The following is a 24,954-nucleotide window of genomic DNA, read 5'->3' as shown; positions in this document are numbered from 1 at the left end:
GGGCCCGGGGCTCTCACCTCGTGTGCCGGGAGCCCCAGAAGTCGGAGCGTGCGGCGCGGACCCGGGCGGCCTGGCGTTCGGGGTCGCGGGCCCGGGCGAGCGCGGCGCGCAGGACGTCGGGGTCGGCCACCCGTCCGGTGCCGTCGGGGGCCGTGCGCCACAGCAGTCCGTGCTGCTGGGCACCGACGACGGCATCGTCCGCGGGGGAGGGCACGGTGAACATCGCGCCGCGGGTGAGGATCGTCGTGTCGGGGGAGTGCGGCCAGCCGTCCATGCCGCCGGGGCGTACGAGGAAGTGGAAGGCGGGGCGTTGGGCGTGTTCCTCCAGGACGGGGATCCCCTCGGCCTCGGCGGCCAGCTCCCAGAGCAGGGTCAGGGCCAGCGGCTGCAGCATGCTCAGCACATCGAAGCGGATCCCCACCGGTATCCGGGCGGTCAGGGTGAGTTCCCACTGCTCCTGGATGTGCCCTGGCCTGGAGTGGCAGTGGGCCAGCCACTGAGCCCCGGGGGATATCAGGGAGGCTGTCACACGAACGAGGCTCCATCGATCCGCGTCGGCAAGGGCGAACGCTCTGTTGGGGTGGCCGACGCCGCCACGGGGGAACGTGCCGACGCCTGGAGCAGTTTGGCATATGCGTCACAAACTTGCTGGACGCTCGTCGCAACTCTTCGCAGGGCGCGGGGTCCGGTCAGTGGGGCGCGGCCGGTTCGGGCCGGTCGATGCGGGAGAGCCACGTCGTGAGCAGTGGTTCGAGCGCCGCGGCCTCGGTGGGGGTCAGGAGATTCAGCAGGCGCCGCTCGTTGCGCATGTGGTCGGTGAACGCCTCGTCGATCAGTTCGCGACCGGGGCCGGTGAGGGCGACGATGCGGCCGCGCTGATCGTCGGCGGAACGGCGGCGGGTGACGAGGCCGGCCCGCTCCAGGCGGTCGATGCGCTTGGTCATCGCCCCGGTGGTGACCATGGTGTGGGCGGCGAGCTCGCCCGGTGCCCGCTCGAACGGCTCGCCGGCGCGGCGCAGCGCGCACAGCACGTCGAACTCGCCCTCGCTGAGTCCGTACCGGCCGTAGACGAGGCGGAGTTCCTCGGTGAGCCGGTCCGCCAGGCGGTGCAGCCGGCCGATCACCGCCTGTGGGGAGGTGTCGAGGTCGGGCCGCTCGCGGCGCCAGTCGGCCTGGATGCGGGCCACGCGGTCCAGGGAGTGCCGTTCTTCCATGCCACCAGCATAGCTTCCCGGGAAGTTATATTGTCTTCCATGGAAGCTAATGCACGCTGGGTGGCGCTGACCGCGGTCGCGCCGGTGGCATGGGGGGCCAACTACTACGTCACGCACGAGTTCCTCCCGGCGGGAAGCCCGCTGTACGGAGCCGCGTTCCGGGCGCTGCCCGCCGGCCTGGTCCTGCTGGCGGTCCGCAGGCAGCGCCCGCGCGGCACGTGGTGGTGGCGGTCCGCCGTGCTGGGGCTGCTCAACGTGAGCGTGTTCTTCGTGCTCGTCTACGTCGCCTCGCAACTGCTCGCGACGAGCATCGCCTCGACCGTGATGGCGGTGTCCCCGCTGGCGATGATGCTCATCGCCTGGCCTGTGGTGTCCGAGCGGCCCCGCGCCGCCCACCTCGGCGGCGCCGTGATCGGGCTCACCGGGGTGTGTCTCATGCTGTTCACGGGCACGGACGGGACCAGCGTGCCCGGCATCCTCGCCTCGGCTGCCGCGCTGCTGGTCTCGTCCTTCGGTCACCTCCTCACCAAGCGGTGGAGCGCCGGCGTGGACGTACTCGCCTCGACCGCCTGGCAGTTGACGGCGGGCGGTCTGTTCCTGCTGCCCGTCGCCGCGGTCGCGGAGGGCCGTCCTCCCGCGCTCTCCCCGTCGGCGCTGCTCGCGTTCGCCTACGTCGCGCTGATCGCGACCGCGTTGGCCTTCGTGGCGTGGTTCACCGGCCTTCGGCATCTGCCCGCCGGGACCGTGGGGCTGATCGGCCTGCTCAACCCGGTCACGGGCGTGCTGCTCGGTACGGCCCTCGCCGCGGAGCCGTTGGCCGGGCAGCAACTGTGCGGGCTGGTCCTGGTCCTGGCCGGAGTCGTCCTCGGCCGGCCCGCGCGGCCCGGCCGCCGCGGCGGAAAGCGTCCGCCGTCAGCGGGTCTCCCGCGTCAGGACACCGGCCGGGTGGACCGCGAGCGCGACGGCGTCACCCCGTGAGACGGGCCGGACGGATCACCGCCGGCGATGAACCCGGTCAGCGCGGCAGCGACGGCTTCGGGCTGTTCGTCGGGGATGAAGTGCCCGGCGTCGGGCACGACCACGGAGGTGGTGTTGTCGGCCCACGGGCCGAGGGAGGCCGCCATGTCCGGGATGGAGCCGTGGCTGCTGGACATGCCGAGGACGGGCAGGGTCAAGTGCCGTCGGCCGAGCGCCTCGTGGTTCCTGCGTGCCGACTCGGCCGCGTCCCGGTAGTAGGCGAGGGAGGCGCTCAGGCCGCCGTCGGCGGCGAGGGCCGCCGCGTAGTGGTCGAGGTCGGCGTCGTCGAAGGCGCCGGGGTCCAGGGCCTTCGCCCTCAGGAACCAGCTGACGTACTCCCGTTCGCGGTCGGCGAGCAGGGTCTCCGGCAGGTCGGGCACGAGGTGGAACGCGAAGTGCCAGGTCTTCCAGGCGCGGGCCGGGTCGGTGGGAATCGAGTCCGGGAGGGTGACGCCGGGGATCCCGGCGTCCAGCAGGGCCAGTCCGTGCAGATCGCTCTCGTGGTTGAGGGCGAGGGAGAAGGCGACCCAGGCGCCGATGTCGTGCGCGGCCAGCCAGTAGGTGGGCGCCCCGAGTGCTGTCGCGGCGGCGTGGACGTGGGCGGCGACCGTGTGAGTGTCGTAGCCGCGCGCCGGGCGTTCGGAGTGGCCCTGGCCCGGCAGGTCGATCGCGATGACACGGAACCGGTCGGCGAGATGCGGCATGACCTTGCGCCAGGCCCGCCAGGTCTGCGGGAACCCGGCGAGCAGGACGACGGCCGGACCGGTCGGCCGGCCGCCTTCGACGGCGTGAAGGCGGATGCCGCCCGCGTCGACCCAGTGGTGGGTGAAGCCGGTGAGGCCGTGCAGGGGCAGGCCGTGGACGGGGTGGTCTGCGGAGACGCTCATGTGATCTTCCAAGGGGTCGGAACGTGCTGGTCCGGCGGTTCGCCCGGGGGCGGAACGCGGCGGAGCAGGGGGAGGCGGCGATGGCGGGGATGTCCGCCGCGGTGTCCCGGTTCGTTGTGAGCCCCGGTCACGGCCTGGCCCGCAAGCTAACACATCTTGAACTGACTAGTTCAAGATAAGATCTGGGACAGCATCCGGAACACCGACACCGACACCGGCGGGACGTGCCACGTGGCAGGCAAGAAGCAGTTCGACATGGATACGGCGCTCGACGCCGCGATGATCCAGTTCTGGCACGCGGGGTACGCCGACACCTCGCTCGACGACCTGTCGCGGGCCACCGGCCTGAACCGCAGCTCGATCTACTCCTCGCTCGGCGACAAGGACACGCTGTTCCTGCGCTGCCTGGATCGCTACGCCGCGCGCTACGGCGGGAAGTACGACGCCGCCCTGGCGGACGCGGCCTGCGACGCCGTCGCGGCCGTCCGCGCGTTCTTCGACGTCACGCTCGACCGCATCGCCGATCCCGACCTGCCCGACGGATGCCTGGTCGCCCAGTCGGCCATGGGCATTCCCGTCCTCAGCCCGGCCGTCGCCGCGCACACCGAGCGGGCACTCGGCGCCCAGTGTCAGCGACTGCGTACCGCGCTGAAGGCCGGCGGGATGAGCGACGGGGACGCCGACGCCTTCGCCGTGCACGCGGCGGCCGTGAACCAGTCGCTCGCCGTCATGAGCCGATCCGGAGCGAGCCCGGCGCAGCTGCGAGCCGTGGTGGGCGTGACCGTGGACGCGCTCGCGCAGGCGCTGCCCGCACGTGCCCAGGCCGCCCGGCGGAGCATGTGACCTCGGCGCCGTCCGGGCAGCGCGATCTCGACTTCGCGGACTTGTCCTGATCTTCTGCACCCTGAAATAGTTGCGCACGCAACAACGTGCGGATCGGGGGTGGGGTCGAGTGACACATGTGCCGTTCTTCCGATGGGTGGTCGCGCTGGGGCTGGTCGTCTTCGGGGTCTCGTTCGTGGTCTATGCGACGGCTCCGGAAGATCCCGAGACGAAGCAGGTCGACCTGACCGTGCTGAGCGAGAAGGCCGACGGGAGCTGCACCGTCTCCTGGGCCGACCCCTACGCCAAGGAGCGGCGCAAGGGCCACTACCAGTGCGACCCCGACCGGGACTCTCTGCTCAAGGGCCGGGCCTACGATCCCGACACCGGCCACGGCTGGGACACCGGATGGATGGTGACCGAAGGCTTCCGCAAGGGCGACCTCTTCGTCCTCGGCCAAGGAGACGCGGAGCGCGGCAACGCGATGGACCTCTCGGACGACCTGGTCGGGCTGTCGCTCGTGGTGCTCATCGTGGGGGTCACCGGCGGCAGTATCCGCTCGCTGTACCGGCTCAGCGGTGCCAGTCCCGCGGTCGTCCGTACGGCACGGTGCCTGGAGCAGGTCGCGAGTCGACTCGCGCAGGATCACGCGCGGGCCGTGGACGCGGTGCGTGCGGCATGGGAGCCGTTGCGGCAGTCCTTGGTGGACGAGGCCCTCGGCCGAGTGTCCATCGAGGAGTTGCGGCACGCGACGGACGGTGGGTTCGACGCTGCGGAACTGCGGCGGTGCGGCACACGGACCGCGCGGGACGTGCTCGATGCCGGGACGTCGGTGCTGTCGCGGATGCCCGGTGTGGAGCCGGGCGCGGCAGAGCGGCTGACCGCCGCGGCGCAGGTGCTGGCCGAGGGTGCGGTGCGGGCCGGCGCGGGCCGGGAACTCCTGGAGCGGTCCGACCCGCGCGTCGCCGACCTGCTCAACGCGCTGAGCGTGCTGGTCCGGGTCGGTCCCGAGGGCCGGGCCACCGTACAGAGCGCGACCGAGTTGGCGGCCCTGCTCGGCCCCCTGCTGGAGAGGGCCGAGCCCGCGGCCGACCAGCGGCAGATGCTACGAGCGGACGCGAAGGAACGCGAAGCGGCCAAGTACGCGGTGGGCGAGCTGCGTCGACTGCTCGCCACGGTCGAACAGCGCGGCTCCGTCGACAAGTTCGCTCAGACGTCGATCGACCTGCTGCGCGGTCCCGACGCGGATCCGGCCGGGATCGTCGCTCGGGTCGACTTCGAGACCCGGCCCGAGAAGTACGCGCATCTGCTGACGGAGCTGGCCGTGCCGGAACCGCAGCCGCTGTCTGCCCGGTGAGCGCGGCGCCGCACCGTCAGCCGGTGCTCGCCCGACTCTCCGGCACGAGTACGAGCCGCCTGATCCGCGGTCAGACCCCAGCCGGCGGCACCAGGTCGGCCCCGTCACGGAACCGGAAACAGGGCGTGAACAAGCGCGAAGACCAGGTCCTCCGCCAGCGGATCACACTCAGTCGTCAGGGCGGCGACCAGCGAACCTAACCCAGCCCACTGACATCGCGACCCGGTTCCGACCCGTCGCCTACTCCGTCGGCGACCAGGGAGCAGAGCGCAAGTGCGCGGCGCTACGCCGGTCACGGAGCTCTGAGGGGCTGTCAGCTGCCTTGCCCAGCGCGATCATGGAGACGATCACCCAGCCCGGATTCGGAGCCAGCTCCTTGGTGAGCCCTTCCAGGTCGAAGGCTCGGAATTGGTGCGCGGCGAGTCCCATGGCCTGAGCCTGAACAGTCATGTGGGCGACGGCCTGGCCGAGGTCGTAGGCCGCGAACTCGGAGTACAACAGCTGGGTTCCATCTACGTGTCGGCGCGTCAGCGTGACGACGAGCAGGCTCGCATCCGTAGCCCAGCGGGCCGAGCTCGGTGCAAGGTGAGGGATCAGCCGGTCATGCTCCGGCTCACCAGGCCTGCCAATGAAGAAGCCCCACGGCTGGGAGTTCCCCGCCGATGGCGCCCACCGCGCGGCTTCCAGCAGCAGTCCGAGGGCTTGGTCGTCGACCACCGCCGACGGATCGAACAGGTAGGGACTGAAGCGCCTGGCAAGCAGCGGGTGTATGCCGCTGGGCGGCTCGTGAGGATGGTGCACGTTCCGCTGCAACCGACGACCGTGAGTGCATATTCCGGCCGGTGCAAACAGACATCGGCCACGCCAGACGATCTACCGGCGAAGATCAATATGAAGGAAGCCCACCCGCTGCTCGGCGCTTTCGAGGTGGGCGAGGTAGCCGCGGAGTCGGCGGCAGAAGGAGCCCAACTGGGCGCGCCCCTTCGTTGTGTTCGCAAGAGCGGGGGTATTCGGTCCGAATGAATCTTTCGAGGAGAACGCGGTACGTCCTGAGCGCGGTAGCGATCTACGTCGTCCTGGTCCTGGTCTGGCGCTTCAGCGGCATCGGTTGGTGGCTGGCGCTGGGGGCAGGGGTGGTCGCGACCCCGTTGGTGATGTGGATGACGTGGCTGCGTCGACGGTTCAACGAGCGGGCGGTGGAGTTCGGCCGTCGTCACCGTCTCTTTGCGTGGCCAGAGGACCGGCGGCGCTGAGAGGGGCGATTCCGGGTCGTTGGCCGGGGCGATGACGGCGCCGGTGGTCATGGCGGAGCGGAGGGCGACGAGGTGTGCGCGCTCGCGGTACGAGGCGTCGCGCTCGGTCTCGGCCCGCCGTACAGGACGTGCGTGGCGAGCCACGGGAGAGTTTGGTGGTCATGGGGTGGATTCGGCGGTTGGCAATGGTGCTCGCACTGTCGACGGTGTGGGGCGTGCTGGTGTGGGCAGTTGCGCGGTGGGTGTTCGATGCGGGCGACCCATCGGGGCTCGGGGTCATGGCGGGTTGCCTCCTGATCGGTGGGGAGCTGGGGGAGCGGATTCGGCGCCGTCGTAGGCGGGCGGACCGGTAGAGGGCGCCCTCCCACGCCCACCGGACGAGCAGGAGCGCGGAGCCCTGGCTTCGCCAAGCGAGGTGCGGAAAGCTCTGTCCATGAGTGAAGAATCTGAGCGACTGGCGAAGGCTCTGATCGAGTTCAGGGAAAGCGAGGGCATCTCTCCACGGGAGTTGGCTCGTCGCACCGAGTTGAGTGAAGCGACCATCAGGTCCCACGAGGCTGGGCGAGGGCGGACGCCGACTGCGTTCGTGGCGCGTCGATTCGAAGAGGCTCTTGGCTGGGAGCCGGGCAGCATCCCGAGCGTTGAGCCCGAGTCGTTGACGGAATCCGGGGACGTGGACGGGTAGGCCGGCTGGCTGGTCGGCGGTCATGGTCGGCTCAGAGGCCGAATCGGGCCTCGGCGCCTGCCATCCGGCACGGTCCGGGGACAACCGGTCGTACGCCGTCGGCCTTCCCCCGATCCCGTTACGGCGCAGACGCTCTGGGACAACCTGGTGTCATGACCACCCCCCCCCACGAATTGCGCTCTTTGTGAGCGCGTTCAGCACCCTCGGGGCCGTGACCAACGTGCTGACCGCGATAGCGATAGCCACATCCAGGCGGGGTGCTGCGCGTCTTCGCCTGAGGGGCAGCTATCGCATGAACGACCCGGCGGCAGCAACGCGTACACGGCACAGGGCCGTCAGGCGTCAGGCCAGCCAGCGCGGCCATCGCGACGCCGCGCGGCCCACGGCGAGCGCCCGTACGGCTGCGCTCATGAGCGACCCCGGGAAGAACAAGGCCACGGCCAAGGCGTTCTACGACCTCAGGTTCAACCAGTGTCGTCCTGCCGAGGCCCTCGACCTGTACGTGGGGAGCAGCTCCTACATCCAGCACAACCCGCACGTCGGTGACGGCAAGCAGGCCTTCGTCGACTACTTCGAACGCATGGCGGCGCACTATCAGGGCGAGAGCGTCACGTTCAAACGGGCCCTGGCCGAGGGCGACCACGTCGTGCTGCACTGCCACCAGATCTGGCCGGACGAGGAGTAAGCGGGCATCGACATCATCGGGCCCGCCCGTGCCCCACCCGGTCTCAGACCGGCCGCGGCACGGTGGACAGCTGCTGCTTGACCTGCCGGGAGAGGTCGTCGGCGAGGATCTCGGGCAGACCCGCCTCGATGCCGCGCAGGGCCTGGGCGGCGACGTCGGCGGGGTCGGACTTCTGGTCGTCGGGGACGCCCGCGGCCATGTCGGTGGCCATGTAACCGACGTGCAGCGCCGAGACCGCGATGCCGCGGGGCGCGAGTTCCTCCCGTACGGCATCGGTCTGGGCCCAGGCCGCTGCCTTCGAGGCCGCGTAGGAGCCGAGCCCTGCCGGGTGCAGCCAGGACAGGACGGACAGGACGTTGAGTACGGCGCCGCCGCCGTTGCGTTCGATGACCGGGGCGAAGGCCCGGGTCACGGCGAGCGGGCCGAAGAAGTTGGTCTCCATCTCCCGGCGCACCGCGTCCAAATCGTCCGTGAGCAGCCGGGCACCCGTGGACAGGCCCGCGTTGTTGACGAGCAGCGTCGCGTCGGAGGCGGCCAGTGCCGCGGCCCGCACCGAATCCGCGTCCGTCACGTCGAGGCGCAGCGGACGCACGCCCGGCAGATCCACCGTCTCGGGGCGGCGGGCCGCCGCGTACACCGTGGCTCCGCTGTCCACGAGCCGGGCGGCGAGGTGGCGGCCCAGCCCCCGGTTGGCGCCGGTGACCACAGCGACCGCGTTCTTCAGTTCCATGTCGGCTCCTCGCGACTCTCCGAGCGTATTTAGATTACGCTCGACATCTAAAGCTCACCCTAGAATAGATTCCGCTCGACATCCAAATGGGAGGTGGCTCATGGGCCGGGTATCGCGGGAGCAGGCCGAGGAGAACCGTCGACGGGTCGTGGAGACCGCCTCCCGGCTCTTCCGGGAACAGGGCACCCATGTCAGCGTCGCCGAACTCATGAAGGCGGCGGGTCTGACGCACGGTGGCTTCTACAAGCAGTTCGCCTCCAAGGAGGCCCTCGTCGACGAGGCCACCGCCCACGCGTTCGGTGAACTCGCCCGGCGCTACGAGGCCGCGGCGGAGCAGGGGACGGGCGGGCGCAACCCCGCCCGGCGCGCGTTCGTCGATGCCTACCTCTCCGTCGAGCACCGGGACGACGCGGGTGCGGGCTGTCCCGTCGCCGGGCTCGCCGCCGACATCGCCCGCGAGGCCGGGGGGAGCGAGGCCCGCCGTGTCTACACCGACGGCGTACGCGCGTTCGCCGACCGGCTCGCCACCGACGACCAGGACGGCGTCGCCTCTCTGTGCACCCTCCTCGGCGCACTCGTCCTGGCCCGCGCCACCCAGGGCGACCCGCTCTCCGAGGAGATCCTCGCCACAGCGCGCGCCGCGTTGAACGAGGAAGCGGGCGAGCGGCGCCGCTGATCCACTTGAATGCACAGGCCCAGACCCGCAGCATCTCGGACCCGGAGGTCCCCATGAGCAGCACGCATTTCGACGTCGTCGTCCTCGGTGCGGGCCCCGGTGGCTACGTCGCCGCCATCCGGGCCGCCCAGCTCGGCAAGTCCGTCGCCGTCATCGAGAAGCAGTACTGGGGAGGTGTCTGCCTGAACGTCGGCTGCATCCCGTCCAAGGCGCTGCTGCGCAACGCCGAACTCGCGCACATCTTCCACCGCCAGGCCGACCAGTTCGGGATCTCGGGCGAGGTGACGTTCGACTACGGCGCGGCGTACGACCGCAGCCGTACGGTCGCCGACGGCCGGGTCAAGGGCGTGCACTTCCTGATGAAGAAGAACGGCATCACCGAGATCGACGGCCACGGCACCTTCACCGACGCCCGCACCATCGAGGTCGCCCTCACCGCAGGCGGCACGCAGACCGTCACCTTCGACGACGCGATCATCGCCACCGGCTCCACCGTGAAACTGCTGCCGGGGGTCTCGCTCAGCGAGAACGTCGTCACGTACGAGTCCCAGATCCTCAGCCGCGCACTGCCCGCGTCCATCGTCGTCGTCGGCGCCGGGGCGATCGGCATGGAGTTCGCCTACGTCCTGCGCAACTACGGCGTCGAGGTCACGGTCATCGAGTTCCTCGACCGCGCCCTGCCGAACGAGGATGTCGAGGTGTCCAAGGAGATCGCCCGCCAGTACAAGAAGCTGGGCATCACCATCCTGACCTCCACCAAGGTGGAGACGGTCGAGGACGACGGCAAGTCCGTCACCGTCACCTACACCCCGGCCAGGGGGGAGCGGGCGAGCATCCGCGCCGACAAGGTCCTCATGTCCGTCGGCTTCGCACCCCGCACCACCGGATACGGCCTGGAGAACACCGGCGTCGCCCTCACCGAGCGCGGTGCCGTCGACATCGACGCCTTCATGCGCACCTCCGTGCCGCACCTGTACGCGATCGGCGACGTCACCGCCAAGCTCCAGCTCGCCCACGTGGCCGAGGCGCAGGGGGTCGTCGCCGCGGAGACCATCGCGGGGGTCGAGACCATGGAACTCGGCGACTACCGGATGATGCCGCGCGCCACGTTCTGCCAGCCTCAGGTGGCCTCGTTCGGTCTGACCGAGCAGCAGGCCCGCGACGAGGGCCACGAGGTGCTGGTCACCAAGTTCCCGTTCACCGCCAACGGCAAGGCCCACGGGCTCGGTGAACCGGCCGGCTTCGTGAAGCTCGTCGCCGACGCGGCGCACGGGGAACTCCTCGGCGGACACATGATCGGCGCCGACGTCGCCGAACTCCTCCCCGAGCTGACCCTCGCGCAGAAATGGGACCTCACCGCTGCCGAACTGGCCCGCAACGTCCACACCCACCCCACCCTCGGCGAGGCGCTCCAGGAGGCGTTCCACGGCCTCACCGGACACATGATCAATCTCTGATCCGGCTCTCAGGCCGACACCGGGAAGAGCATGCAGCTGCTGGTGGCATGGGCGAGCAGGCGGTCCTGCGCGTCGATCAGCTGCGCCTGCGCGAGCGCGGTCCTGCGGCCACCGTTGAGCACCGTGCCGACGGCCCTCACCCGGCCGGTGTCCACGGTGACCGGCCTCAGGAACTTCACGGTCAGATCCAGCGAGGTGTACGCCATGCCCTGGGGGAGGGTGGACTGGACGGCGCATCCGGCAGCCGAGTCCAGGAGCGTGGCGAACACCCCGCCGTGCATGCTCCCGATCGGGTTGTAGTGCTCCTCCCCGGGCACCAGCGAGAAGACCGCCCGGCCGTGCTCCACCTCGTCGAGCGTGAAATCGAGGGTGCGGCCGACCGGCGCCGCGGCGATCCGTCCCGCCTGCACCTCGCGCAGGAAGTCGAGGCCGGTCATGGTGCCGGCGGCCTGCGCCGGGATGGCGGGATCGTCCCAGCTGTACGTACGTGTGCGGCCCATGGTCCGGCGCCTTCTCTCTGACTTTTGTTGGTGAAGTTAGATGAAGCCGGAAGAAGCTAAGCGAACGCTCAGCTGACTGTCAATGGCGAAGCCAGCGGGCTACGATGACGCGATGGAGTGGCTGGAGACGAGCACCGAGAACTGCCCCGTCCAGCGCGCACTCGACGTGGTCGGGGAGAAGTGGACGCTCCAGATCCTGCGCGACGCCGTCAACGGGGTGCGCCGGTTCGACGACTTCCACCGCCACATCGGCCTGTCGGAGGCCGTCCTCAGTAACCGGCTGCGCAGCCTCACCGCCGCGGGCGTCCTGGAGACGGTCGTCTACCGCGAGCCGGGCCGTCGCGCCCGCAACGAGTACCAGCTGACGGGCAAGGGCTGGGACCTGTGGCCCGTCCTGCTGGCGCTCGGACAGTGGGGCGAGACGCACGCCCCCGACCCCGAAGGCCCCGTCCTGGAGATACGGCACACCGACTGCGGCGCCCCGGTCCGCGTCGCCGTCCAGTGCTCCGCGGACCACACCTCCCTCGCCCCGCGCGACGTCACCGCCCAGCTGGGAGCGGGGGCGCGCCGACGGTCCTGAGCGGCCGGCCGGGAACCGCGGTTGCGCACCGGGATGCACGGGGTTGTTCGTCCGGCGCCGGTACTGCACGCATGCTTCCTGTGCGGCGTCCTAGGCCAGTGCGGGCCGGGCGCCACACACCATCGCGGCTCGGGCGAGCAGCCGCGGGTACCGCTCCCGGTGCACCGCGTCGAACGCCTCCCCGGAGGAATGACCGGGCATTCCGTCCCGCTCGCTGTCGGGAAACCGCACGGTCAGGACGGGGAAGCCCGGGAAGTCACCCGATCGAGTGTTCCGGCGTTGGCTCCTCCACAGGCGTGGCGGCGGGCATGATGGGGCGTCATGACACCTGTCGCCCGACGTATGTTCCAGCTCCTGGAACCGATCTGCCTGGTCACGTTCTTCGCCGACGAGTGCAACGAGGAACTGGCGGCGCTCGGCCACCGCACCTATTGGGACGGCTACTTCGCCAGCCGCGCCGCGCCCCTGGGGCGAGTACCGGCCCAGGTCGTGCACGCGGCCTTCTACAGCTTCGCCGAAGGGGAAGTCGCACGGCACATCCCGAGCGCATGGGAGACGATCGCACCCGAGGCGTCCGTGGCCGCCCGGGTACGGGGCAGCGCCGCCTCCCTGCGCCGGATCCTCGGCGACGAACTCGCCGGATCCGCGGGCCTGGTGCGCGCCGCGGACCTGACCACCAAGGCCGCGACGAGTGCGCCCACCGAAGGCCGGGTGATGTACGCGGGGATGCGCTCCCTTGCCGTGCCGGACGACCCGGTCGCGCGGCTGTGGCACTCCGCCACCATGCTGCGCGAGCACCGCTGCGACGGGCATGTCGCCGCCCTCGTCGGCGCGCGGATCGGCGGCACCGAGGCCCACGTGCTCTCCGCGCTGGACATGGGCATCCACCCGCCGGAGTCGTTCGGCCGCATCCACCACCTGCCCGGGAAACGGCTGGCCGAGGTGATGGACGGCCTGCGCGAACGCGGGCTCGTCGACACCGACGGCCGGTTCACCGACGCCGGCCGCGAGACCAAGCAGCGCATCGAAGACCTGACCGACGAGCTCGCCGCCGCGCCGTACAACGCCTTGTCCCCGGCCGAGCTCGACGAGCTGACCGCCGAACTCGAACCCCTGACCGCGACACTCGTGGCCGCAGGATCACGCTGACGGACAGCGACGGACGGCACGTTGCACGGTCGCTTCCCGCCGGTCTGCGCTTCGGGAGATCGCGGAGCGGGCCGGAATCGGCCACGTAGGGCTTCTCTCCTGCTTCAGCGAGGGACGGATTCGGGCCCGGGGCTCATCGCTTCGGGAAGACGTGAGCGGGCTCAACCGTGCGGTCCACGCCCGCGAGCCCGCAGGTGGGTGCCGAAGGCGATCACGGCGACGAGCAGGCAGGCTGCCGCGATCCATGTCGGCGTGAAGATCAGGGACAGTGCCGCGAACACGAGGAAGAGGCACCCCACGCGCTGAGAACGCGTGCGAGGGCGCCACAGTTGTCCGGTGGTGCGACGCGAAGGTGTCGGACGTGGCGGGGGAGCAGGGTTTTGAGGCCCAGGCGTTCTGTCGTCGTCGCCGTTCCGCCTCGGCGGGCGGTGATAGGCGAGGACGGCGTAGATGGTCGCCACGAACGTGGCAATGAGTCCGGCGATCTGCACGGCCCCATGATGAGGCCGCCCGCAGCGTCCGGGCAGAGGACGGGACCAGTCCGAATGAGCGGTATCGCCGGCGACGCGACGCCCGCCCGCAACTCCGCCCGCAGGCCACCGTTGTGGCGGGGGCTCAGTGCGGAGCGGTCCGCCGCCGCCCGGTTCCGGCGGCCGGCCGGACATCCCCTGATGACGTGGGCGTCCTCGCGCAGCCGAGGCAGGCGCGGTGCCCGCGGTCCCACTCCGTGCGGGCGGACGGCCGACGTGGCCGCCGACGTTAACGCGGCCACGTCCAAGGGCGTCCTGGAAGAAACATGAGGCGCCCTCCCGCGTAACAAACGCCTCCTAGGTTCACCGTCGTTACGGTATACCAACGGGCTCAAGGAGCCCTTGTGGAGGGGCAGATGGCCGGCGCAGAAGAGTACGAGCACGCACCCGTCCCGCAGTCCGCACGCAAGAGCCTGCCATCGGTGGCCGCCGTCTGGTTCGGCTTCCCGATGAACCTGGGCAACGCCGTCTTCGGCGGCGTCATCGTCTACGACCTGGGCCTGGTCGCGGGCCTCCTCGCGATCCTCGTCGGCAACCTCGTCCTGTTCGGCTACGTCGGCGCGCTCAGCCACTACGCGGGCCGCACCGGCAAGAACTTCGCGCTGCAGGCCGCCGACACGTTCGGCCGGCGTGGGCGGATCGCCGCGGCCGGGCTGCTCGCCACGGTCGTCATCGGCTGGTTCAGCTTCCAGATCGGACTGACCGGATCGACGCTGCACGACACGCTCGGCTGGAGCCCGGTGTGGGGCGCGGTACTCGGCTGCGCGCTGTACACCCTGCTGACGGTGGCGGGCATCCGGGCCCTCGCGCTCGTCGGGGCCATCGCCACACCGCTGTTCGTGATCCTGGCCGTGGTCGCCGTCGGATACGGCACCGCGCACGCCTCGTTCGGCGACGCCTTCTCCTACCAGGGGACAAGCAGCGGCCTGGGATTCGGCGGCGCCGTCGCCATCGTGATCGCCGGGTTCGCCGACTCCGGCACCATGACCGCCGACTTCACCCGCTGGTCGCGCGACGGGCGCAGCGCGGTCGCCGCCACGTTCTTCGCGTTCCCGCTCGCCAACTTCCTCGCGTACGCCGTCGGGGGCGTCGTCGTCGCCATCGGCGGCTCGGCCGACCCGGCGACCGACGGCGGCGGGTTCCTGTCGCTGCTGACCGGGCACGGGCCGCTGCTCACCGCCGTCGCCGTGGTGTTCGTCTTCGTCAACCTCGGCTCGGTCGCCTCGCACTGCCTCTACAACGGCGCCGTCGGCTGGTCGGCGCTCACCCCGGCGCGGATGCGCCCGCTCGCGCTCGGACTCGGTGTTCTCGGGCTGCTGTTCGCGCTCACCGGCGTGTGGGGGCACTTCGTGGACTGGCTGAACCTGCTCGGCGTCTTCGTACCGCCGATCGGCGCCGTCCTCATCACGGACCAGTACCTGCGCCGCCGCGGCCGCACCGGCGAGGCACGCGACGTCCGCTGGAGCGCACTCGGCGCCTGGGCCGCCGGGGCCCTCGTCGCGGGCCTCGCCCACTACCTGCTGCCGGGTTCCGTGGACCCGCTGTTCGGGATCGTCGTCGCGGCAGCGGTGTACGCGGCGGCCGGACGCCGACCGAGCACCCAGCCGCTCCCCGAGCCCGCGGTCCCGGCCCGCACCCCCTGAGCCACCGCACCCACGCACCTCACCCCGCCGTCGAAAGGCCACCGTATGCACTCCGCCGACGCCGACGAGATCTGCCGCCTGTCCGCCACCGAGATCGTCGGCCTGGTCCGGGCGCGAGCGCTGTCACCGGTCGAGGTCACCGACGCCGTACTCGCCCGAACCGCCGCGGTGGACGACGCGTTGGGCGCCTTCTGCACGCCGACGCCCGACCTCGCCCGCGCCGCCGCGCTGCGGGTGGCCGACGACGTCGCGGCCGGCCGGGAGACCGGCCCGCTCGCCGGAGTGCCGCTCGGTGTGAAGGACCTGATCGCCACCAAGGGCATCCGCACCACCTCCGGCTCGCACGCCTACGCCGACTTCGTGCCCGACGAGGACGACATCGTCGTGGAACGGGTGGTCGGCGCCGGAGCGATCGTGCTCGGCAAGACCAACGCCACCGAGTTCGGCTACAGCGCCACCGGACACAACCCGCTCTTCCCGCCCACCCGCAACCCGTGGGACACGGCCCGCACACCGGGCGGCTCCAGCGCGGGCTCGGCGGCGGCCGTCGCGGCGGGGCTCGGACCCGTCGCCCTCGGCAGCGACGGCGGAGGGTCGGTACGGGTGCCCGCGGCACTGTGCGGGATCTTCGGGTTCAAGGCGTCGATGGGGCGGGTGCCCGTGTACCCCGGCTGCCGCGACGAACGGTATCCGGGCGTGTCCGGCTGGGAGTCCGTCGAGCACATCGGGCCCCTCACCCGCACCGTCGCCGACGCGGCCCTGATGCTGTCGGTGCTCGCGGGCCCCGATCCGCGTGACCGGCACTCCATCCCCTGTACGGACGTGGAGTGGACGCGGCGCCGTCCGGCGGGGCGGCTGCGCATCGCGTACAGCCCCGATCTGGGCCGGGTCGCCGTCGACCCGGAGGTGCGCCGGGTGGTCGACGCGGCGGCGCACGTCTTCGAGCGGGACCTCGGGGCGGCCGTCGACCTCGTCGACCTCGAACTCCCCGACTTCAGCGAGGCGTTCGGGGCGATCGTCGCGGCCGAGACCGACCTGACGGGCATGCGCGCGCTGGCCGACCGGCTCGGCCCGGCGATGTCACCCCACCTGACGGCGCTGCTGCGCGCCCCGTGGACGGCGGAACAGTTCACCGACGCGGGCCTCGTCCGCAAGGCCGTCGCCAACCGCACGGCCCGGATCATGTCGACGTACGACCTGATCCTCACGCCGACAGCGGCCGTTCCCGCCTTCCCCGTCGGCATCCAGGGGCCCGAGCTGATCGACGGCCGGATGGTGCGCACCGACCACTGGACCTCGTTCACCCCGCTCGCCAACCTCACCGGTCAGCCCGCCGCCTCACTGCCCGCGGGCCACACCCGTGACGGTCTGCCGGTCGGCGCGCAACTGATCGGCCGCCACCTCGGTGACGGCCAACTCCTGGACGTGTGCGCCGCGTTCGAGGAGGCGGCGCCGTGGCGCGCCGTGTGGCCGCCGCTGTCGCCATCGCCCGCCGGGCCTGCCTTGGCACCGGACAGCACGACGGACCGGCTCTCCGCATCGCCCGCTGTCGCGTCTTGACGGGCGGCGGAGGGATCAACGGCCGCTGTCCGCCCGGCGCAAAGTGGTGGCGGGGGAGGCGGGCCTGACCGCCTGGGCGCCGCGGCCGAGCGGGGGGACAGTTCGTCGAACCCCTGGCCCGTCGGCACGGACGGGACGCTCGCGTTCTGGGCCCGGCCGCCGGGATTCCCGTCCACAGGTCCAGGGCGTCGACGCCGTGACGGTCAGGCGCGGTCTCAGGGCAGGGCCTGCTGGAGATCGGTGAGGACGGTCTGCGCCAGCTGTGCCGTCCCGGTGCTCACGCCGGTGGCGGCGCCCGCGGCCGCCCCCGCCGCGATCGGCACCAGAACGGCCTGCATCCGCCCCAGCAGGCGGCGCAACCGGCCTGCGTCGGGCTCCTGTCGGGAAGCCTCGTCAAGAGCGGCCTCCGCGTCGCGGCGCGCCGCCTCTTCTTCCTGCTCACGCAGGCCGAGCTGCTCAAGGGCCGCCAGGAAGGCGCGGACCGCCTCCGACGGAGCGACGGCGGGAGAACCCGCATGCGTCACGTGCTGCCACTGCGACACGTCGTGGTTGCCGATGGCGATCTGGCTTCCGCTGACATCACCGTGGAACTGAGGACTCGCAGGACCGGTCACCGAGCCACTCCCCGCTGGACGTCGTCGCGCAGGCCGGTTGCGACAGACGCGACGCCTTCCCGTCGTGGCTCCAGCACAGCACGGATGCCGGTCAGACCCGCGGTGACCGCGGCCATGTCGATCGGGCTGGTGCGCAAGGTGCGGCGCAGCGCGCGGACCATGCGGGCCAAGGCGTTCTGGTCCTCCGCGGTCAGCTCCAACTCCGCCATGCGGCCTTGCAGTTCGTCGAGCATGGGGAGCAGGTAACCGCGGCAGAACCCCTCGGCGGTGGACGGCGCCGGCTCCGTCGTCGCCTCGGAATCGATCGTCAGACGATGTGCGGACGAGTCCGGACGGACGGTCTGTCCGGGCGAGGCAGCGCCCTTCGGCGACGGGGAATCCGGTGCCGCCGCAGCGCTCGGACAGGCCTCGGAGAAGCTGCGGACCCAGGTCTGCGTCACCGCGCCGTTGCCGATCGCCACCTGGCTGTCCTTGATGGCACCGAAGAAGTACACGCGCACCTCCGAAGCGGCGGATCCGGACCGCGCAGGGGAGGAAGGGGCGGCCACGTCGCGCGGAGCGCTTGTCGCGGTCGCCGACGGCTGCAGAGTGCGGCCGCGGGACCGCGTCGTATCGGAGGCGGCGGAGGCGGTGCTGCGCCGAGCCGACTCCTGGCGCCCCGGCTCCCGCTGCGACGAGGGTGACCGCGTATCTCGCCGATCCTTGCCGCTGGTCGCGCTCTGGCGTGCGGCCGGTGACGGTGTTGTGCGGCTGCGCGGCTCGACTCCCGATCGCAGCGGAATCCTGTCGTTCGACAAGGGGCTTGTTTCCGAAGTCTCGCGCCCGCTGGTCCACGTCTCGTTCCTGGACATCGCTCGGCCGGTCATGTGATCCCCCGTTGCTCAATGTGCAGGCTCCGAAGGTAGCGGAGAGTGACACGCTCTCGGAGGTGGGCGGGGTCACCGGGACGGAAAGGAGCACATTGCCTGGATTTATTTCGGTGAACTCCCTTGATCGCTCCCGGGGAGGGGACTCAGCGTGAAGTCTGACCGGATGCCCCACGGTGGCACCCCCTTTGGTACCGGCACCCCCTTCGGTACCGGAACCGTGGAGGAAACTGCCGACTGCTCTCCAACGTGGTCATGCTGGTGTGGCTCATCGTCGGCATCAATGCCGCGAGCAGCGAAGGCGATGCCCGCACCACCGACGCCTGCGCGACGGGCCATGACGTGGGCACCCTGCCGGGCACCGGAACCATCGTGTTCTTCTGGGCGGCCGGTGCCGTCATCCACGGAGTGGTCTGGCTGGTCACGAACCGCGGTACCCGCCGTCGGCGCGAGGTCCGGTGAGAGGCCAAGGACGCCATCGGGAGCATGCCTCCGCCGCCCGTTCCTCCGATGCCGGCCGGGCCGCCCCCTGCCCCGCAGCCGCCCGCCGTCGGCCCCGGGCGGCTGCGTCGATGGGGCGTGCCGGGGCCGACGGGCGCTGTCCTCGGTGCGGGAGCGGTCGCCGCGATCCGGGCGGGCACATCGGCCGGCGGTCCCGGCACGCCCGGGGGCCACGTCGGGATGAGCCGGGCCCCGTCGGCGCCGGCCGCGGCCGACTGCCGTTCGCGGGTCAGCCGTCCGGGCGGAGGAGGCCACGCTCGTACGCCTTCCGCAGGCGCTGCGGCACCAGGTAGGAGTCTCCGTCGACGGTGACGGGGGCGAGAGCGGGCGTGCTCGCCTTCCACCGGGCGCGGCGGTGGCGGGTGTTGCTGCGTGACATCTTGCGCTTGGGTACGGCCATGAGGAGAGGCCCTTCTTCTCGGGGACGTGGTGGAGAGCGGGTCAGCGGCCGGCGTAGGGGAGCAGGGCCATCTCGCGGGCGTTCTCGACGGCCGCGGCGATCTGGCGCTGCTGTCGGCGGCCGACTCGGGTGATGCGGCGGCTGCGGATCTTGCCGCGGTCGGAGAGGAACTTCCGCAGCAGGTCCGTGTCCTTGTAGTCGATGGAGGTGATGCCCGCCGCGTCGAGCGGGTTGGGCCTGTTCCTGCGGACGGGTGCGGACCTGAAGCTAAGGGGCATGGGGTCTTCCTGTCGGGAGATGCGGGCTGTGGGGAAGGCGGGTGGGCCGTGCGGGTCAGGCGGCAAAGTCGAGGAGTTCGTCGAAGCCGGTGGGGCGGGGAAGGTCCTGTGGTCCGGCGGCGAGTTCGGCATCGGTGAGCAGGCAGGATTCGAGCAGGGACACCAGCCCGTCCCGGTCAAGGCCGGGGGAGGTGAAGACGAGGTGCTGGCAGCGGTCACCGTGCTCGGGGTGCCAGTCGAGGGCGGCGGCGGTGCGGCGTTCGGCCGGCATCAACTCCCAGGCCGCGTCCGGCAGCGCGGCCATCCAGGGACCCGCGCTCTCCACGCACAGGGCGCCGCCCGCGGCGTCCCACGCGAGCAGGCTGTCGGGCCGGTCCGCGAGCCAGAACCGGCCGCGGCTGCGGGCCGCCGCGCAGCACAGGTCCTCCAGCGCCTCGTAGAGGCGTCCGGAATGGAAGGGGCGCCGGCGCTGCCAGACGAGGGTGCTGACGCCGTGCTCGTGGCAGTCGTGGGGGAGCCGTGCGCAGGCCGGATGCTGGGCTGTCGCCGCCGCGTTCACGTCGAACCCGGCGACAGCGGCCGCCGCCCATGTCCCCGACCCGATGGGGATCTGCACGGCGGTGGGGTGCAACTGACGCAGGAGCGCGAGGTCGTCGAGTCCGGTGCCGGGGCTGTCGGCGACCGCGAGAACAGGGGCGTACTCCAGTTGCCGGGCGAAGGTGTCGGCGACGGTGCGCCGGTCCGTGGGGGCCGCGGCGAGCCCGGTGTCGGAGAGGTCGTCGCTGTTGGACAGGCAGGCCAGTACGAGAGACGGGTCCACGGCCGTCACCACGTTGGTCAGCCGGAAGAGACCTGCGCCGTCCGCGGCGACGACCTCGGCCATGCCGCGGGGTTCGACGGAGTCCCACAGTTCCACGACGGCGAGACGGGTGAGTCCGCTCTCGGCCAGCCGTTCCAGCTCGGGGACGAGATCCTCGCGCAAGGCGCAGCAGGCGCAGTCGTTGACCAACGGGGTCTCGCCCCGGGAGAGCTCCCCCGTCGCGTCGCGGACGCTGCGGCGTACCTCTCCTGCCGGGCCCGCCGACAGGTCGTGCAGGAGGGCCACGCTGTCGGGCACCTCATGCAGCAGGCGCTCCACCGTGGCACGGCGGGCGTCGGCGTGCAGGCCGCCGACCACCACCACGGGCATCGGCTCAGGGGCGCTCATCGCCGGCCCCTCCCGCGCCCGTAGCGGCGTTCGAACCGCTCGACGCGGCCGGCCGTGTCCAGGACGCGCTGCGTACCGGTGTAGAAGGGGTGGCTCGCCGAGGAGATCTCGACGTCGACGACCGGGTAGGTGCGGCCGTCCTCCCACTCGACGCTCTGGTCACTGGTCATGGTCGAGCGGGTGAGGAAGGCGAAGTCACCGGCCTTGTCGCGGAAGACGACCGGGCGGTAGTCGGGGTGGATTCCGGGCTTCACGGGTGCTCCTTGAGGGAGTGCGGGAGGGGACGGGGGAGCGGTTCGGTGTTCCGGCCGCGGGACGTCCTCGCGGGCCGTGGCAGGTACTATACGACAACGATTGTCATTATCGTTAGGGCGATGGAGAGAAAGGCAGCACCACACATGTCCGCTCACTGCCAACTGACCGGCGCACGGCCGGGCTTCGGCAAGAAGATCTCGCACTCCCACCGGCGCACCTCGCGCCGCTTCGACCCCAACATCCAGAGCAAGCGCTACTGGCTGCCCGGTGAAGGCCGGTACGTCCGGCTGCGGCTGAGCGCCCGAGCGATCAAGGCGGTGGACGTGATGGGCGTCGAGGCCGCCGTCGCCCGGATCCGGGCTCGTGGGGAGCGCGTCTGATGGCGAAGACCAGCAAGATCGTCAAGAACGAGAAGCGCCGCCAGGTCGTGGCCCGGCACGCCCGCAGGCGCGCCGAACTCAAGGCCGTCCTGTCCTCGTCGCGGACGTCCGACAAGGAGAAGGCCACCGCGCAGGCGGAGTTGAACCGACAGCCCAGGGACGCCAGCGCGACCCGCGTGCGCAACCGCGACAGCGTCGACGGCCGTCCCCGCGGGCATCTGCGCCGGTTCGGCCTGTCCCGCGTGAACGTGCGGGCTCACGCCCATGCAGGACATCTGCCGGGCGTGACGAAGTCCTCCTGGTGACGCGTCGGCAGGGCGGCGAGGCGGCACACGAGCCGGCCCCGACCGGAAGTGAAGCGATCCCGGACCGGAGGTGAAGTGGCGCGGCGCCCGCGTCGGCCGAGCCCGGAGGCAAGGGGCACGGCCGCGGGGATGCCGTCGCCGAAGGACGTGAGGGACCCGGACCGCCGCGCGGCCGGGTCCCTCACGTCCTTCCGCGGGGATCAGCGAACGGTCAGCCCGCTGATCCTGGCCTGCGCAGGGAGCTTCCCGTCGACCTGCACCGCGACGTACCGCGCCGAGGTGCCGGAGCTGAGGTCCAGGGAGCGGACGCGACCGCGCCCACCGGTCCGGCCCGCGCGTCGGTACTGCACGCCGTCGTCGCTGACCTCGACGACGAGGGCCGGTGCGCCGCCCACCGTCCACGTCGCCTCGACCGTGCGCACCGGCACGCCGGCGCCCAGGTCGACCACCATGCGCCCGTCGGGGCCGGGCCGCCACGCGGTCGCCGGATCCCCGTCCACCGCGGCCGAGGGGTCGGACATGCCGGACGGCAGCGGGCTCGTGGGGAACACGCGGCGGCCGAGCGCGAGATCGTCAAGGGGGTACGCGGTCGCGCCGGGCAGCCGGACCGTCGTCTCGCGGCCGGGCACGACCACAGCGGTCGTGCCGCGGTGCTGCTGTCCCTCGACACGCACCCGGCAACCGGCCCCGGACAGGCGCACGGTGGCTCCGTCCACCACCGTCACGCGCAGCCCGTCCGGCAGCCGCCCCGCACCGGAGGCCGGTGCCACAGTGCACCGCGGAGCCAGCAACTGCGCCTCACCGGCGCCGAGTTCGGCCTTGAAGAACGTGCCGTCGCCGGTCAGCGTCTGCTCTCCCTGGAACACCACACGCCGGGCGCCGGACTGCGGCACGGCCACGGTCGTGGTGACCGCGTCGCCGGAGAGGTTGAACAGGCTCAGATGGTCCTCGGTGAACGCCGCCCGCACCGCGGTGTTCTCCGTGGTGGGGCCGGCCTGACGGGCGAGCGCGCGCAGTTCCGTCGCCGACGCCTGCGGGTGGCCCTCGACGACCACGGGCGCGGCCGGCCCGTCGGCCGCCAGGACCGTGTCGCCGTACACCGCGAGCGGATGCTCCGAGCCGCGGACGACGAGCCCGGCCCGGCCGTCGATGTCGAGCCAGCCGCCCCGGCTGCTCACGTCGGGAGTGGGCCAGACGGCGAGGTCCTCCCAGCGCTCCCCGTCGGCCGACCCCTGCACCCGGTAGGCGCGCCCGGCGGCCGCCTCCCAGCGCAGCGTCACCCGGTCGACGTCGTGCCCGGCGCCCAGATCGACGGCCAACCAGCTGTCGGTGCGCGGGCGTTCGGCCTTCGCGACCGCCCAACGGGTCGTCTGGTCGGCGTCCACGGTCAGCTCGGGTCCCTTGCCCGGGTCGTACGAGGACGCGGTGGCCTTCCCGCCGCGCGCCAGATCGGTGCCGTCCGCGCCGTCGCGTGCTTCGAAGGCGTACAGCGAGTAGCCGTACGTCGGGTCGGGGCGTACGCCGAGCATGCGCAGGTGCCGCACCGTCGTTCTGGAGAAGACGACGTCGTCGACGCGTGCCGCCGCCGCCGAGGGGGAGGCGGTGGCGTCCTGGGCGCGCACGGAGACCTCGCCCTCCTCGAAGCGGTACGTGCGTACGCCGTCGAGCCCGGCCATCCCCGGCATGGTGAGGTTGTGCACCTCAAGGTGCCCTTCCCCGGCCGACGTTCCGGACGTCGCGTACACCACGGCGCCGGAGGGCAGCGTGGTGAAGCCCGCGTAGCCGGTGTCCAGGCGCAGCAGGGTGGCGCTGCCGTCGAAGCCGTCGCGCAGGGCGGTGTACACCCGCGCCGAGCGCTGCGCCACCTTGCCCGTGGTCGCCGGCAGGAACATCGGCGTACCGCCGCTGAGCCGGAACAGCCAGTCGTCGTGGGCCGGTTGCCAGGCGAACTTCACGAAACCGGCCTTGCTGACGGCGCCCGCCCACGCGGCCCGCGACTGATGCGAGACCAGCCCCGGACCCGTGCCGAAGTCCGTGACCCCGGCGGCCCGGTCGAAGAACTCGCTCTCGGACAGCGGCCGCACCCGGTTGTCCTGAGCGGCCGCCCACACGTGCAGCAGGTAGCTGATGGCGACCTCGGCGCGGGCCTCGGGCTCGTACTTGGGCTCCCCGGAGAACTTCGCGAGCCGGTACTGCGGCGGGTACTTCTGGTAGGCCTCGAGACGCTCGGCCAGGGCCTGTTCGGCGCGGGCGGCGGCCCGGTCGCCCGCGACCTGTGCCAGGAAGGCGAGCGGGATGACGTCCCGGCCGTACAGGTGCTCGCGATCGTTCACCATCGGCATCAGCGGCTCACCGGCGTCGCTCATCACTCCGAGCAGGGTGCGCCACAGCGGCTGGGCGTTGGGCTGCGCGGTGAGGACCTGCGGCAGCGGGCGCCCCGCGGCCAGGAAGTGCGCGGCGTTGCGGCCCGAGGTGCGCCACAACTCCTCCTGATAGTGCGGGCCGAACGAGCCGTGGTTCTCGACGATGAACGTGTCGTACAGGTTCCGGGCCGTGTTCCGGGAGACCGCGACCCCGTCGACCAGCGCCGGGTTGGCGAGGTCGGCCGGGGGCAGACCCGCCTCGTTGCGCGACCACGTCCCGAAGCCGGCCTCCCAGTCGGGGCGGCGCGGATCGTCCGGCGCCCAGGCCAGAGCGGGCGCCAGCGTCTGCGCGTACAGGCCCATCTCCTCCAGTTTCGTGTCGCCGACGAAGCCGCCCTGCAGCCCGTTCGGTGTCCAGTCGCCCGAGGCGGGGTCGTCCGCCGTGCCCAACTGCGTGGTGTAGGCGGCCTGTTCCCGCACGATCGTGTCGACGTTCGTGCGCGTCGCGGTGTCGAGGTCGTCCCAGAGCAGCCGCGCGGCGAGCACGAAGTACGACTGGAACGTGGTGTCGAAGAACAGCTTGCGGCCCCACTGGGTGCCGCCCGTGAGCCGGTTCGACGCCGCGAAGTGCCGGATCGTGGCAAGAGTGCGCGCCTTGAGGGTGTCCCGGTCCACCCCGGCCAGATCGGCGTCGTACGTGCCCTGCGTGAGCAGGACCGCGTGGCCGAGGACGACGGCGAAGCCGAAGTCCTTGTCCGTGTAATAGCCGCGCGCCTCGTCCCACTGCGTCTCCGACCAGTGGGTGTGCTGCAGCAGGACCCGGTGGTACGTGCCCGCTATGTCGTCCGGGGGAGTGGCCGGGCCGGTGGACGTGCCCAGCGCTTGGGCGGATCCGGTTCCGACGACGGAGGGCAAGGCTGCCAATGCGCCCGAAAGGCCCAGGAGTTGCAGGAATCTGCGGCGGTCGACCTGCGGGGACGGGTACGGCATCGGTGGAACCTCTTTCACAAGACAACGTTGTCAAGATCAGCGGCGCTCAT

The 24,954-nt window shown here is 71.6% G+C and carries 29 protein-coding genes; 16 read left to right on the top strand and 13 right to left on the bottom strand.

Annotated elements, in window-relative coordinates:
* Window positions 1-13: 13 nt before the first annotated feature.
* Together J3486_RS16255 and J3486_RS16250 are read right to left on the bottom strand one after the other, a co-directional pair.
* Entirely contained in the window at window positions 14-529 is a 516-nt protein-coding gene (locus J3486_RS16255; protein ID WP_207821016.1) for a hypothetical protein, read from the bottom strand.
* Window positions 530-689: 160 nt separating this feature from the next.
* Window positions 690-1,214 (bottom strand): MarR family winged helix-turn-helix transcriptional regulator, encoded by a 525-nt coding sequence (locus J3486_RS16250; protein WP_207821015.1) that lies wholly within the window; start codon window positions 1,212-1,214, stop codon window positions 690-692.
* A gap of 39 nt (window positions 1,215-1,253) precedes the next feature.
* Between J3486_RS16250 and J3486_RS16245 the strand changes: the two genes are divergently transcribed.
* Window positions 1,254-2,192 carry an EamA family transporter gene (locus tag J3486_RS16245; RefSeq protein ID WP_207821014.1) on the top strand — a complete coding sequence of 313 codons (939 nt, stop codon included), beginning with the start codon at window positions 1,254-1,256 and terminating at the stop codon, window positions 2,190-2,192.
* On the opposite strand, the gene J3486_RS16240 is transcribed toward J3486_RS16245, so the two are convergent.
* A complete protein-coding gene (locus J3486_RS16240; protein ID WP_207821013.1) occupies window positions 2,144-3,118 on the bottom strand; it encodes an alpha/beta fold hydrolase in 975 nt (324 codons plus the stop codon). The genes J3486_RS16245 and J3486_RS16240 overlap by 49 nt on opposite strands.
* A gap of 231 nt (window positions 3,119-3,349) precedes the next feature.
* Between J3486_RS16240 and J3486_RS16235 the strand changes: the two genes are divergently transcribed.
* On the top strand, window positions 3,350-3,961 hold the full coding sequence (locus tag J3486_RS16235; RefSeq protein WP_207821012.1) for a TetR/AcrR family transcriptional regulator: 612 nt from the start codon (window positions 3,350-3,352) through the stop codon (window positions 3,959-3,961).
* 109 nt (window positions 3,962-4,070) lie between these two features.
* The gene (locus J3486_RS16230) at window positions 4,071-5,297 is read left to right on the top strand and encodes a hypothetical protein (protein ID WP_207821011.1); all 1,227 of its coding nucleotides are present in this window, start codon (window positions 4,071-4,073) and stop codon (window positions 5,295-5,297) included.
* A 240-nt stretch (window positions 5,298-5,537) separates the two neighbouring features.
* Here J3486_RS16230 and J3486_RS16225 read toward each other — a convergent pair whose 3' ends face one another.
* Entirely contained in the window at window positions 5,538-6,098 is a 561-nt protein-coding gene (locus J3486_RS16225) for a nitroreductase family protein (protein WP_207821255.1), read from the bottom strand.
* Between the two features lie 218 nt (window positions 6,099-6,316).
* Between J3486_RS16225 and J3486_RS16220 the strand changes: the two genes are divergently transcribed.
* The 3 genes from J3486_RS16220 to J3486_RS16210 all read left to right on the top strand — a co-directional run bounded on the left by J3486_RS16220 (window position 6,317) and on the right by J3486_RS16210 (window position 7,920).
* Window positions 6,317-6,550: a hypothetical protein gene (locus J3486_RS16220; RefSeq protein ID WP_207821010.1), complete on the top strand. Its 234-nt coding sequence runs from the start codon at window positions 6,317-6,319 to the stop codon at window positions 6,548-6,550.
* Window positions 6,551-6,983: 433 nt separating this feature from the next.
* Window positions 6,984-7,235, top strand: coding sequence for a helix-turn-helix transcriptional regulator (locus J3486_RS16215; RefSeq protein WP_207821009.1), 252 nt, complete (start codon window positions 6,984-6,986; stop codon window positions 7,233-7,235).
* Between the two features lie 409 nt (window positions 7,236-7,644).
* Window positions 7,645-7,920, top strand: a complete 276-nt coding sequence (locus J3486_RS16210; protein ID WP_207821008.1) for a nuclear transport factor 2 family protein — start codon at window positions 7,645-7,647, stop codon at window positions 7,918-7,920.
* A 43-nt stretch (window positions 7,921-7,963) separates the two neighbouring features.
* On the opposite strand, the gene J3486_RS16205 is transcribed toward J3486_RS16210, so the two are convergent.
* On the bottom strand, window positions 7,964-8,650 hold the full coding sequence (locus J3486_RS16205; RefSeq protein ID WP_207821007.1) for an SDR family oxidoreductase: 687 nt from the start codon (window positions 8,648-8,650) through the stop codon (window positions 7,964-7,966).
* A 100-nt stretch (window positions 8,651-8,750) separates the two neighbouring features.
* Here J3486_RS16205 and J3486_RS16200 point away from each other — a divergent pair, with 100 nt between their 5' ends.
* Complete coding sequence (locus J3486_RS16200; protein ID WP_207821006.1) at window positions 8,751-9,326, top strand: TetR/AcrR family transcriptional regulator; 576 nt, start codon at window positions 8,751-8,753, stop codon at window positions 9,324-9,326.
* 53 nt (window positions 9,327-9,379) lie between these two features.
* A complete protein-coding gene (gene lpdA / locus J3486_RS16195) occupies window positions 9,380-10,783 on the top strand; it encodes a dihydrolipoyl dehydrogenase (protein ID WP_207821005.1) in 1,404 nt (467 codons plus the stop codon).
* An 8-nt stretch (window positions 10,784-10,791) separates the two neighbouring features.
* On the opposite strand, the gene J3486_RS16190 is transcribed toward lpdA, so the two are convergent.
* Window positions 10,792-11,283 carry a PaaI family thioesterase gene (locus J3486_RS16190; RefSeq protein WP_207821004.1) on the bottom strand — a complete coding sequence of 164 codons (492 nt, stop codon included), beginning with the start codon at window positions 11,281-11,283 and terminating at the stop codon, window positions 10,792-10,794.
* A gap of 112 nt (window positions 11,284-11,395) precedes the next feature.
* Between J3486_RS16190 and J3486_RS16185 the strand changes: the two genes are divergently transcribed.
* The 4 genes from J3486_RS16185 to J3486_RS16170 all read left to right on the top strand — a co-directional run bounded on the left by J3486_RS16185 (window position 11,396) and on the right by J3486_RS16170 (window position 16,745).
* The gene (locus J3486_RS16185) at window positions 11,396-11,863 is read left to right on the top strand and encodes a helix-turn-helix domain-containing protein (protein WP_207821003.1); all 468 of its coding nucleotides are present in this window, start codon (window positions 11,396-11,398) and stop codon (window positions 11,861-11,863) included.
* Window positions 11,864-12,184: 321 nt separating this feature from the next.
* Window positions 12,185-13,012 (top strand): MarR family transcriptional regulator, encoded by an 828-nt coding sequence (locus J3486_RS16180; protein WP_207821002.1) that lies wholly within the window; start codon window positions 12,185-12,187, stop codon window positions 13,010-13,012.
* An 886-nt stretch (window positions 13,013-13,898) separates the two neighbouring features.
* Entirely contained in the window at window positions 13,899-15,185 is a 1,287-nt protein-coding gene (locus J3486_RS16175; RefSeq protein ID WP_207821001.1) for a cytosine permease, read from the top strand.
* A 45-nt stretch (window positions 15,186-15,230) separates the two neighbouring features.
* Window positions 15,231-16,745, top strand: coding sequence for an amidase (locus tag J3486_RS16170; protein WP_207821000.1), 1,515 nt, complete (start codon window positions 15,231-15,233; stop codon window positions 16,743-16,745).
* A 215-nt stretch (window positions 16,746-16,960) separates the two neighbouring features.
* Here the strand turns inward: J3486_RS16170 and J3486_RS16165 are convergent, their stop codons facing one another.
* Together J3486_RS16165 and J3486_RS16160 are read right to left on the bottom strand one after the other, a co-directional pair.
* Window positions 16,961-17,359 carry a hypothetical protein gene (locus J3486_RS16165; RefSeq protein WP_207820999.1) on the bottom strand — a complete coding sequence of 133 codons (399 nt, stop codon included), beginning with the start codon at window positions 17,357-17,359 and terminating at the stop codon, window positions 16,961-16,963.
* Window positions 17,356-17,853 carry a hypothetical protein gene (locus J3486_RS16160; RefSeq protein WP_207820998.1) on the bottom strand — a complete coding sequence of 166 codons (498 nt, stop codon included), beginning with the start codon at window positions 17,851-17,853 and terminating at the stop codon, window positions 17,356-17,358. Before J3486_RS16160 ends, J3486_RS16165 begins: the two co-directional genes overlap by 4 nt.
* Here J3486_RS16160 and J3486_RS16155 point away from each other — a divergent pair.
* Window positions 17,834-18,229 (top strand): hypothetical protein, encoded by a 396-nt coding sequence (locus tag J3486_RS16155; protein WP_207820997.1) that lies wholly within the window; start codon window positions 17,834-17,836, stop codon window positions 18,227-18,229. The genes J3486_RS16160 and J3486_RS16155 overlap by 20 nt on opposite strands.
* Window positions 18,230-18,480: 251 nt before the next feature.
* On the top strand, window positions 18,481-18,687 hold the full coding sequence (locus J3486_RS16150; RefSeq protein WP_207820996.1) for a hypothetical protein: 207 nt from the start codon (window positions 18,481-18,483) through the stop codon (window positions 18,685-18,687).
* 268 nt (window positions 18,688-18,955) lie between these two features.
* Here the strand turns inward: J3486_RS16150 and rpmF are convergent, their stop codons facing one another.
* Genes rpmF through J3486_RS16130 form a run of 4 tightly spaced genes read right to left on the bottom strand, consistent with a single transcriptional unit; the run spans window position 18,956 to window position 20,865 of the window.
* Window positions 18,956-19,126 carry a 50S ribosomal protein L32 gene (rpmF, locus tag J3486_RS16145; protein WP_207820995.1) on the bottom strand — a complete coding sequence of 57 codons (171 nt, stop codon included), beginning with the start codon at window positions 19,124-19,126 and terminating at the stop codon, window positions 18,956-18,958.
* Between the two features lie 41 nt (window positions 19,127-19,167).
* Window positions 19,168-19,404, bottom strand: a complete 237-nt coding sequence (rpsR, locus tag J3486_RS16140) for a 30S ribosomal protein S18 (protein ID WP_207820994.1) — start codon at window positions 19,402-19,404, stop codon at window positions 19,168-19,170.
* Window positions 19,405-19,459: 55 nt separating this feature from the next.
* Entirely contained in the window at window positions 19,460-20,611 is a 1,152-nt protein-coding gene (locus tag J3486_RS16135) for a GTP-binding protein (protein ID WP_207820993.1), read from the bottom strand.
* Window positions 20,608-20,865: a type B 50S ribosomal protein L31 gene (locus tag J3486_RS16130; RefSeq protein WP_207820992.1), complete on the bottom strand. Its 258-nt coding sequence runs from the start codon at window positions 20,863-20,865 to the stop codon at window positions 20,608-20,610. The genes J3486_RS16135 and J3486_RS16130 overlap by 4 nt, the downstream gene beginning before the upstream one ends.
* A gap of 144 nt (window positions 20,866-21,009) precedes the next feature.
* Here J3486_RS16130 and rpmB point away from each other — a divergent pair, with 144 nt between their 5' ends.
* Window positions 21,010-21,246 carry a 50S ribosomal protein L28 gene (gene rpmB, locus J3486_RS16125; protein ID WP_207820991.1) on the top strand — a complete coding sequence of 79 codons (237 nt, stop codon included), beginning with the start codon at window positions 21,010-21,012 and terminating at the stop codon, window positions 21,244-21,246.
* Window positions 21,246-21,551: a 30S ribosomal protein S14 gene (gene rpsN / locus J3486_RS16120; RefSeq protein WP_207820990.1), complete on the top strand. Its 306-nt coding sequence runs from the start codon at window positions 21,246-21,248 to the stop codon at window positions 21,549-21,551. Before rpmB ends, rpsN begins: the two co-directional genes overlap by 1 nt.
* Window positions 21,552-21,751: 200 nt before the next feature.
* On the opposite strand, the gene J3486_RS16115 is transcribed toward rpsN, so the two are convergent.
* Window positions 21,752-24,904 carry a discoidin domain-containing protein gene (locus tag J3486_RS16115; RefSeq protein ID WP_207820989.1) on the bottom strand — a complete coding sequence of 1,051 codons (3,153 nt, stop codon included), beginning with the start codon at window positions 24,902-24,904 and terminating at the stop codon, window positions 21,752-21,754.
* Window positions 24,905-24,954 lie beyond the last annotated feature (50 nt).

Source organism: Streptomyces sp. VRA16 Mangrove soil (genome assembly GCF_017377775.1).
Lineage (GTDB): Bacteria > Actinomycetota > Actinomycetes > Streptomycetales > Streptomycetaceae > Streptomyces.
Note: the sequence above shows the minus strand (reverse complement) of the source record. Positions and strands in the feature narration are given on the sequence as shown.

What these genes read in the sequence shown, in the direction of transcription:
- J3486_RS16250 (WP_207821015.1), bottom strand. Translation starts at nt 1,214, where the DNA reads ATGGAAGAACGGCACTCCCTGGACCGCGTGGCCCGCATCCAGGCCGAC.
- J3486_RS16245 (WP_207821014.1), top strand. Translation starts at nt 1,254, where the DNA reads ATGGAAGCTAATGCACGCTGGGTGGCGCTGACCGCGGTCGCGCCGGTG.
- J3486_RS16240 (WP_207821013.1), bottom strand. Translation starts at nt 3,118, where the DNA reads ATGAGCGTCTCCGCAGACCACCCCGTCCACGGCCTGCCCCTGCACGGC.
- J3486_RS16220 (WP_207821010.1), top strand. Translation starts at nt 6,317, where the DNA reads ATGAATCTTTCGAGGAGAACGCGGTACGTCCTGAGCGCGGTAGCGATC.
- J3486_RS16215 (WP_207821009.1), top strand. Translation starts at nt 6,984, where the DNA reads ATGAGTGAAGAATCTGAGCGACTGGCGAAGGCTCTGATCGAGTTCAGG.
- J3486_RS16210 (WP_207821008.1), top strand. Translation starts at nt 7,645, where the DNA reads ATGAGCGACCCCGGGAAGAACAAGGCCACGGCCAAGGCGTTCTACGAC.
- J3486_RS16205 (WP_207821007.1), bottom strand. Translation starts at nt 8,650, where the DNA reads ATGGAACTGAAGAACGCGGTCGCTGTGGTCACCGGCGCCAACCGGGGG.
- J3486_RS16200 (WP_207821006.1), top strand. Translation starts at nt 8,751, where the DNA reads ATGGGCCGGGTATCGCGGGAGCAGGCCGAGGAGAACCGTCGACGGGTC.
- lpdA (WP_207821005.1), top strand. Translation starts at nt 9,380, where the DNA reads ATGAGCAGCACGCATTTCGACGTCGTCGTCCTCGGTGCGGGCCCCGGT.
- J3486_RS16190 (WP_207821004.1), bottom strand. Translation starts at nt 11,283, where the DNA reads ATGGGCCGCACACGTACGTACAGCTGGGACGATCCCGCCATCCCGGCG.
- J3486_RS16185 (WP_207821003.1), top strand. Translation starts at nt 11,396, where the DNA reads ATGGAGTGGCTGGAGACGAGCACCGAGAACTGCCCCGTCCAGCGCGCA.
- J3486_RS16180 (WP_207821002.1), top strand. Translation starts at nt 12,185, where the DNA reads ATGACACCTGTCGCCCGACGTATGTTCCAGCTCCTGGAACCGATCTGC.
- J3486_RS16175 (WP_207821001.1), top strand. Translation starts at nt 13,899, where the DNA reads ATGGCCGGCGCAGAAGAGTACGAGCACGCACCCGTCCCGCAGTCCGCA.
- J3486_RS16170 (WP_207821000.1), top strand. Translation starts at nt 15,231, where the DNA reads ATGCACTCCGCCGACGCCGACGAGATCTGCCGCCTGTCCGCCACCGAG.
- J3486_RS16155 (WP_207820997.1), top strand. Translation starts at nt 17,834, where the DNA reads ATGGCACCGAAGAAGTACACGCGCACCTCCGAAGCGGCGGATCCGGAC.
- J3486_RS16150 (WP_207820996.1), top strand. Translation starts at nt 18,481, where the DNA reads ATGCTGGTGTGGCTCATCGTCGGCATCAATGCCGCGAGCAGCGAAGGC.
- rpmF (WP_207820995.1), bottom strand. Translation starts at nt 19,126, where the DNA reads ATGGCCGTACCCAAGCGCAAGATGTCACGCAGCAACACCCGCCACCGC.
- rpsR (WP_207820994.1), bottom strand. Translation starts at nt 19,404, where the DNA reads ATGCCCCTTAGCTTCAGGTCCGCACCCGTCCGCAGGAACAGGCCCAAC.
- J3486_RS16135 (WP_207820993.1), bottom strand. Translation starts at nt 20,611, where the DNA reads ATGAGCGCCCCTGAGCCGATGCCCGTGGTGGTGGTCGGCGGCCTGCAC.
- rpmB (WP_207820991.1), top strand. Translation starts at nt 21,010, where the DNA reads ATGTCCGCTCACTGCCAACTGACCGGCGCACGGCCGGGCTTCGGCAAG.
- rpsN (WP_207820990.1), top strand. Translation starts at nt 21,246, where the DNA reads ATGGCGAAGACCAGCAAGATCGTCAAGAACGAGAAGCGCCGCCAGGTC.
- J3486_RS16115 (WP_207820989.1), bottom strand. Translation starts at nt 24,904, where the DNA reads ATGCCGTACCCGTCCCCGCAGGTCGACCGCCGCAGATTCCTGCAACTC.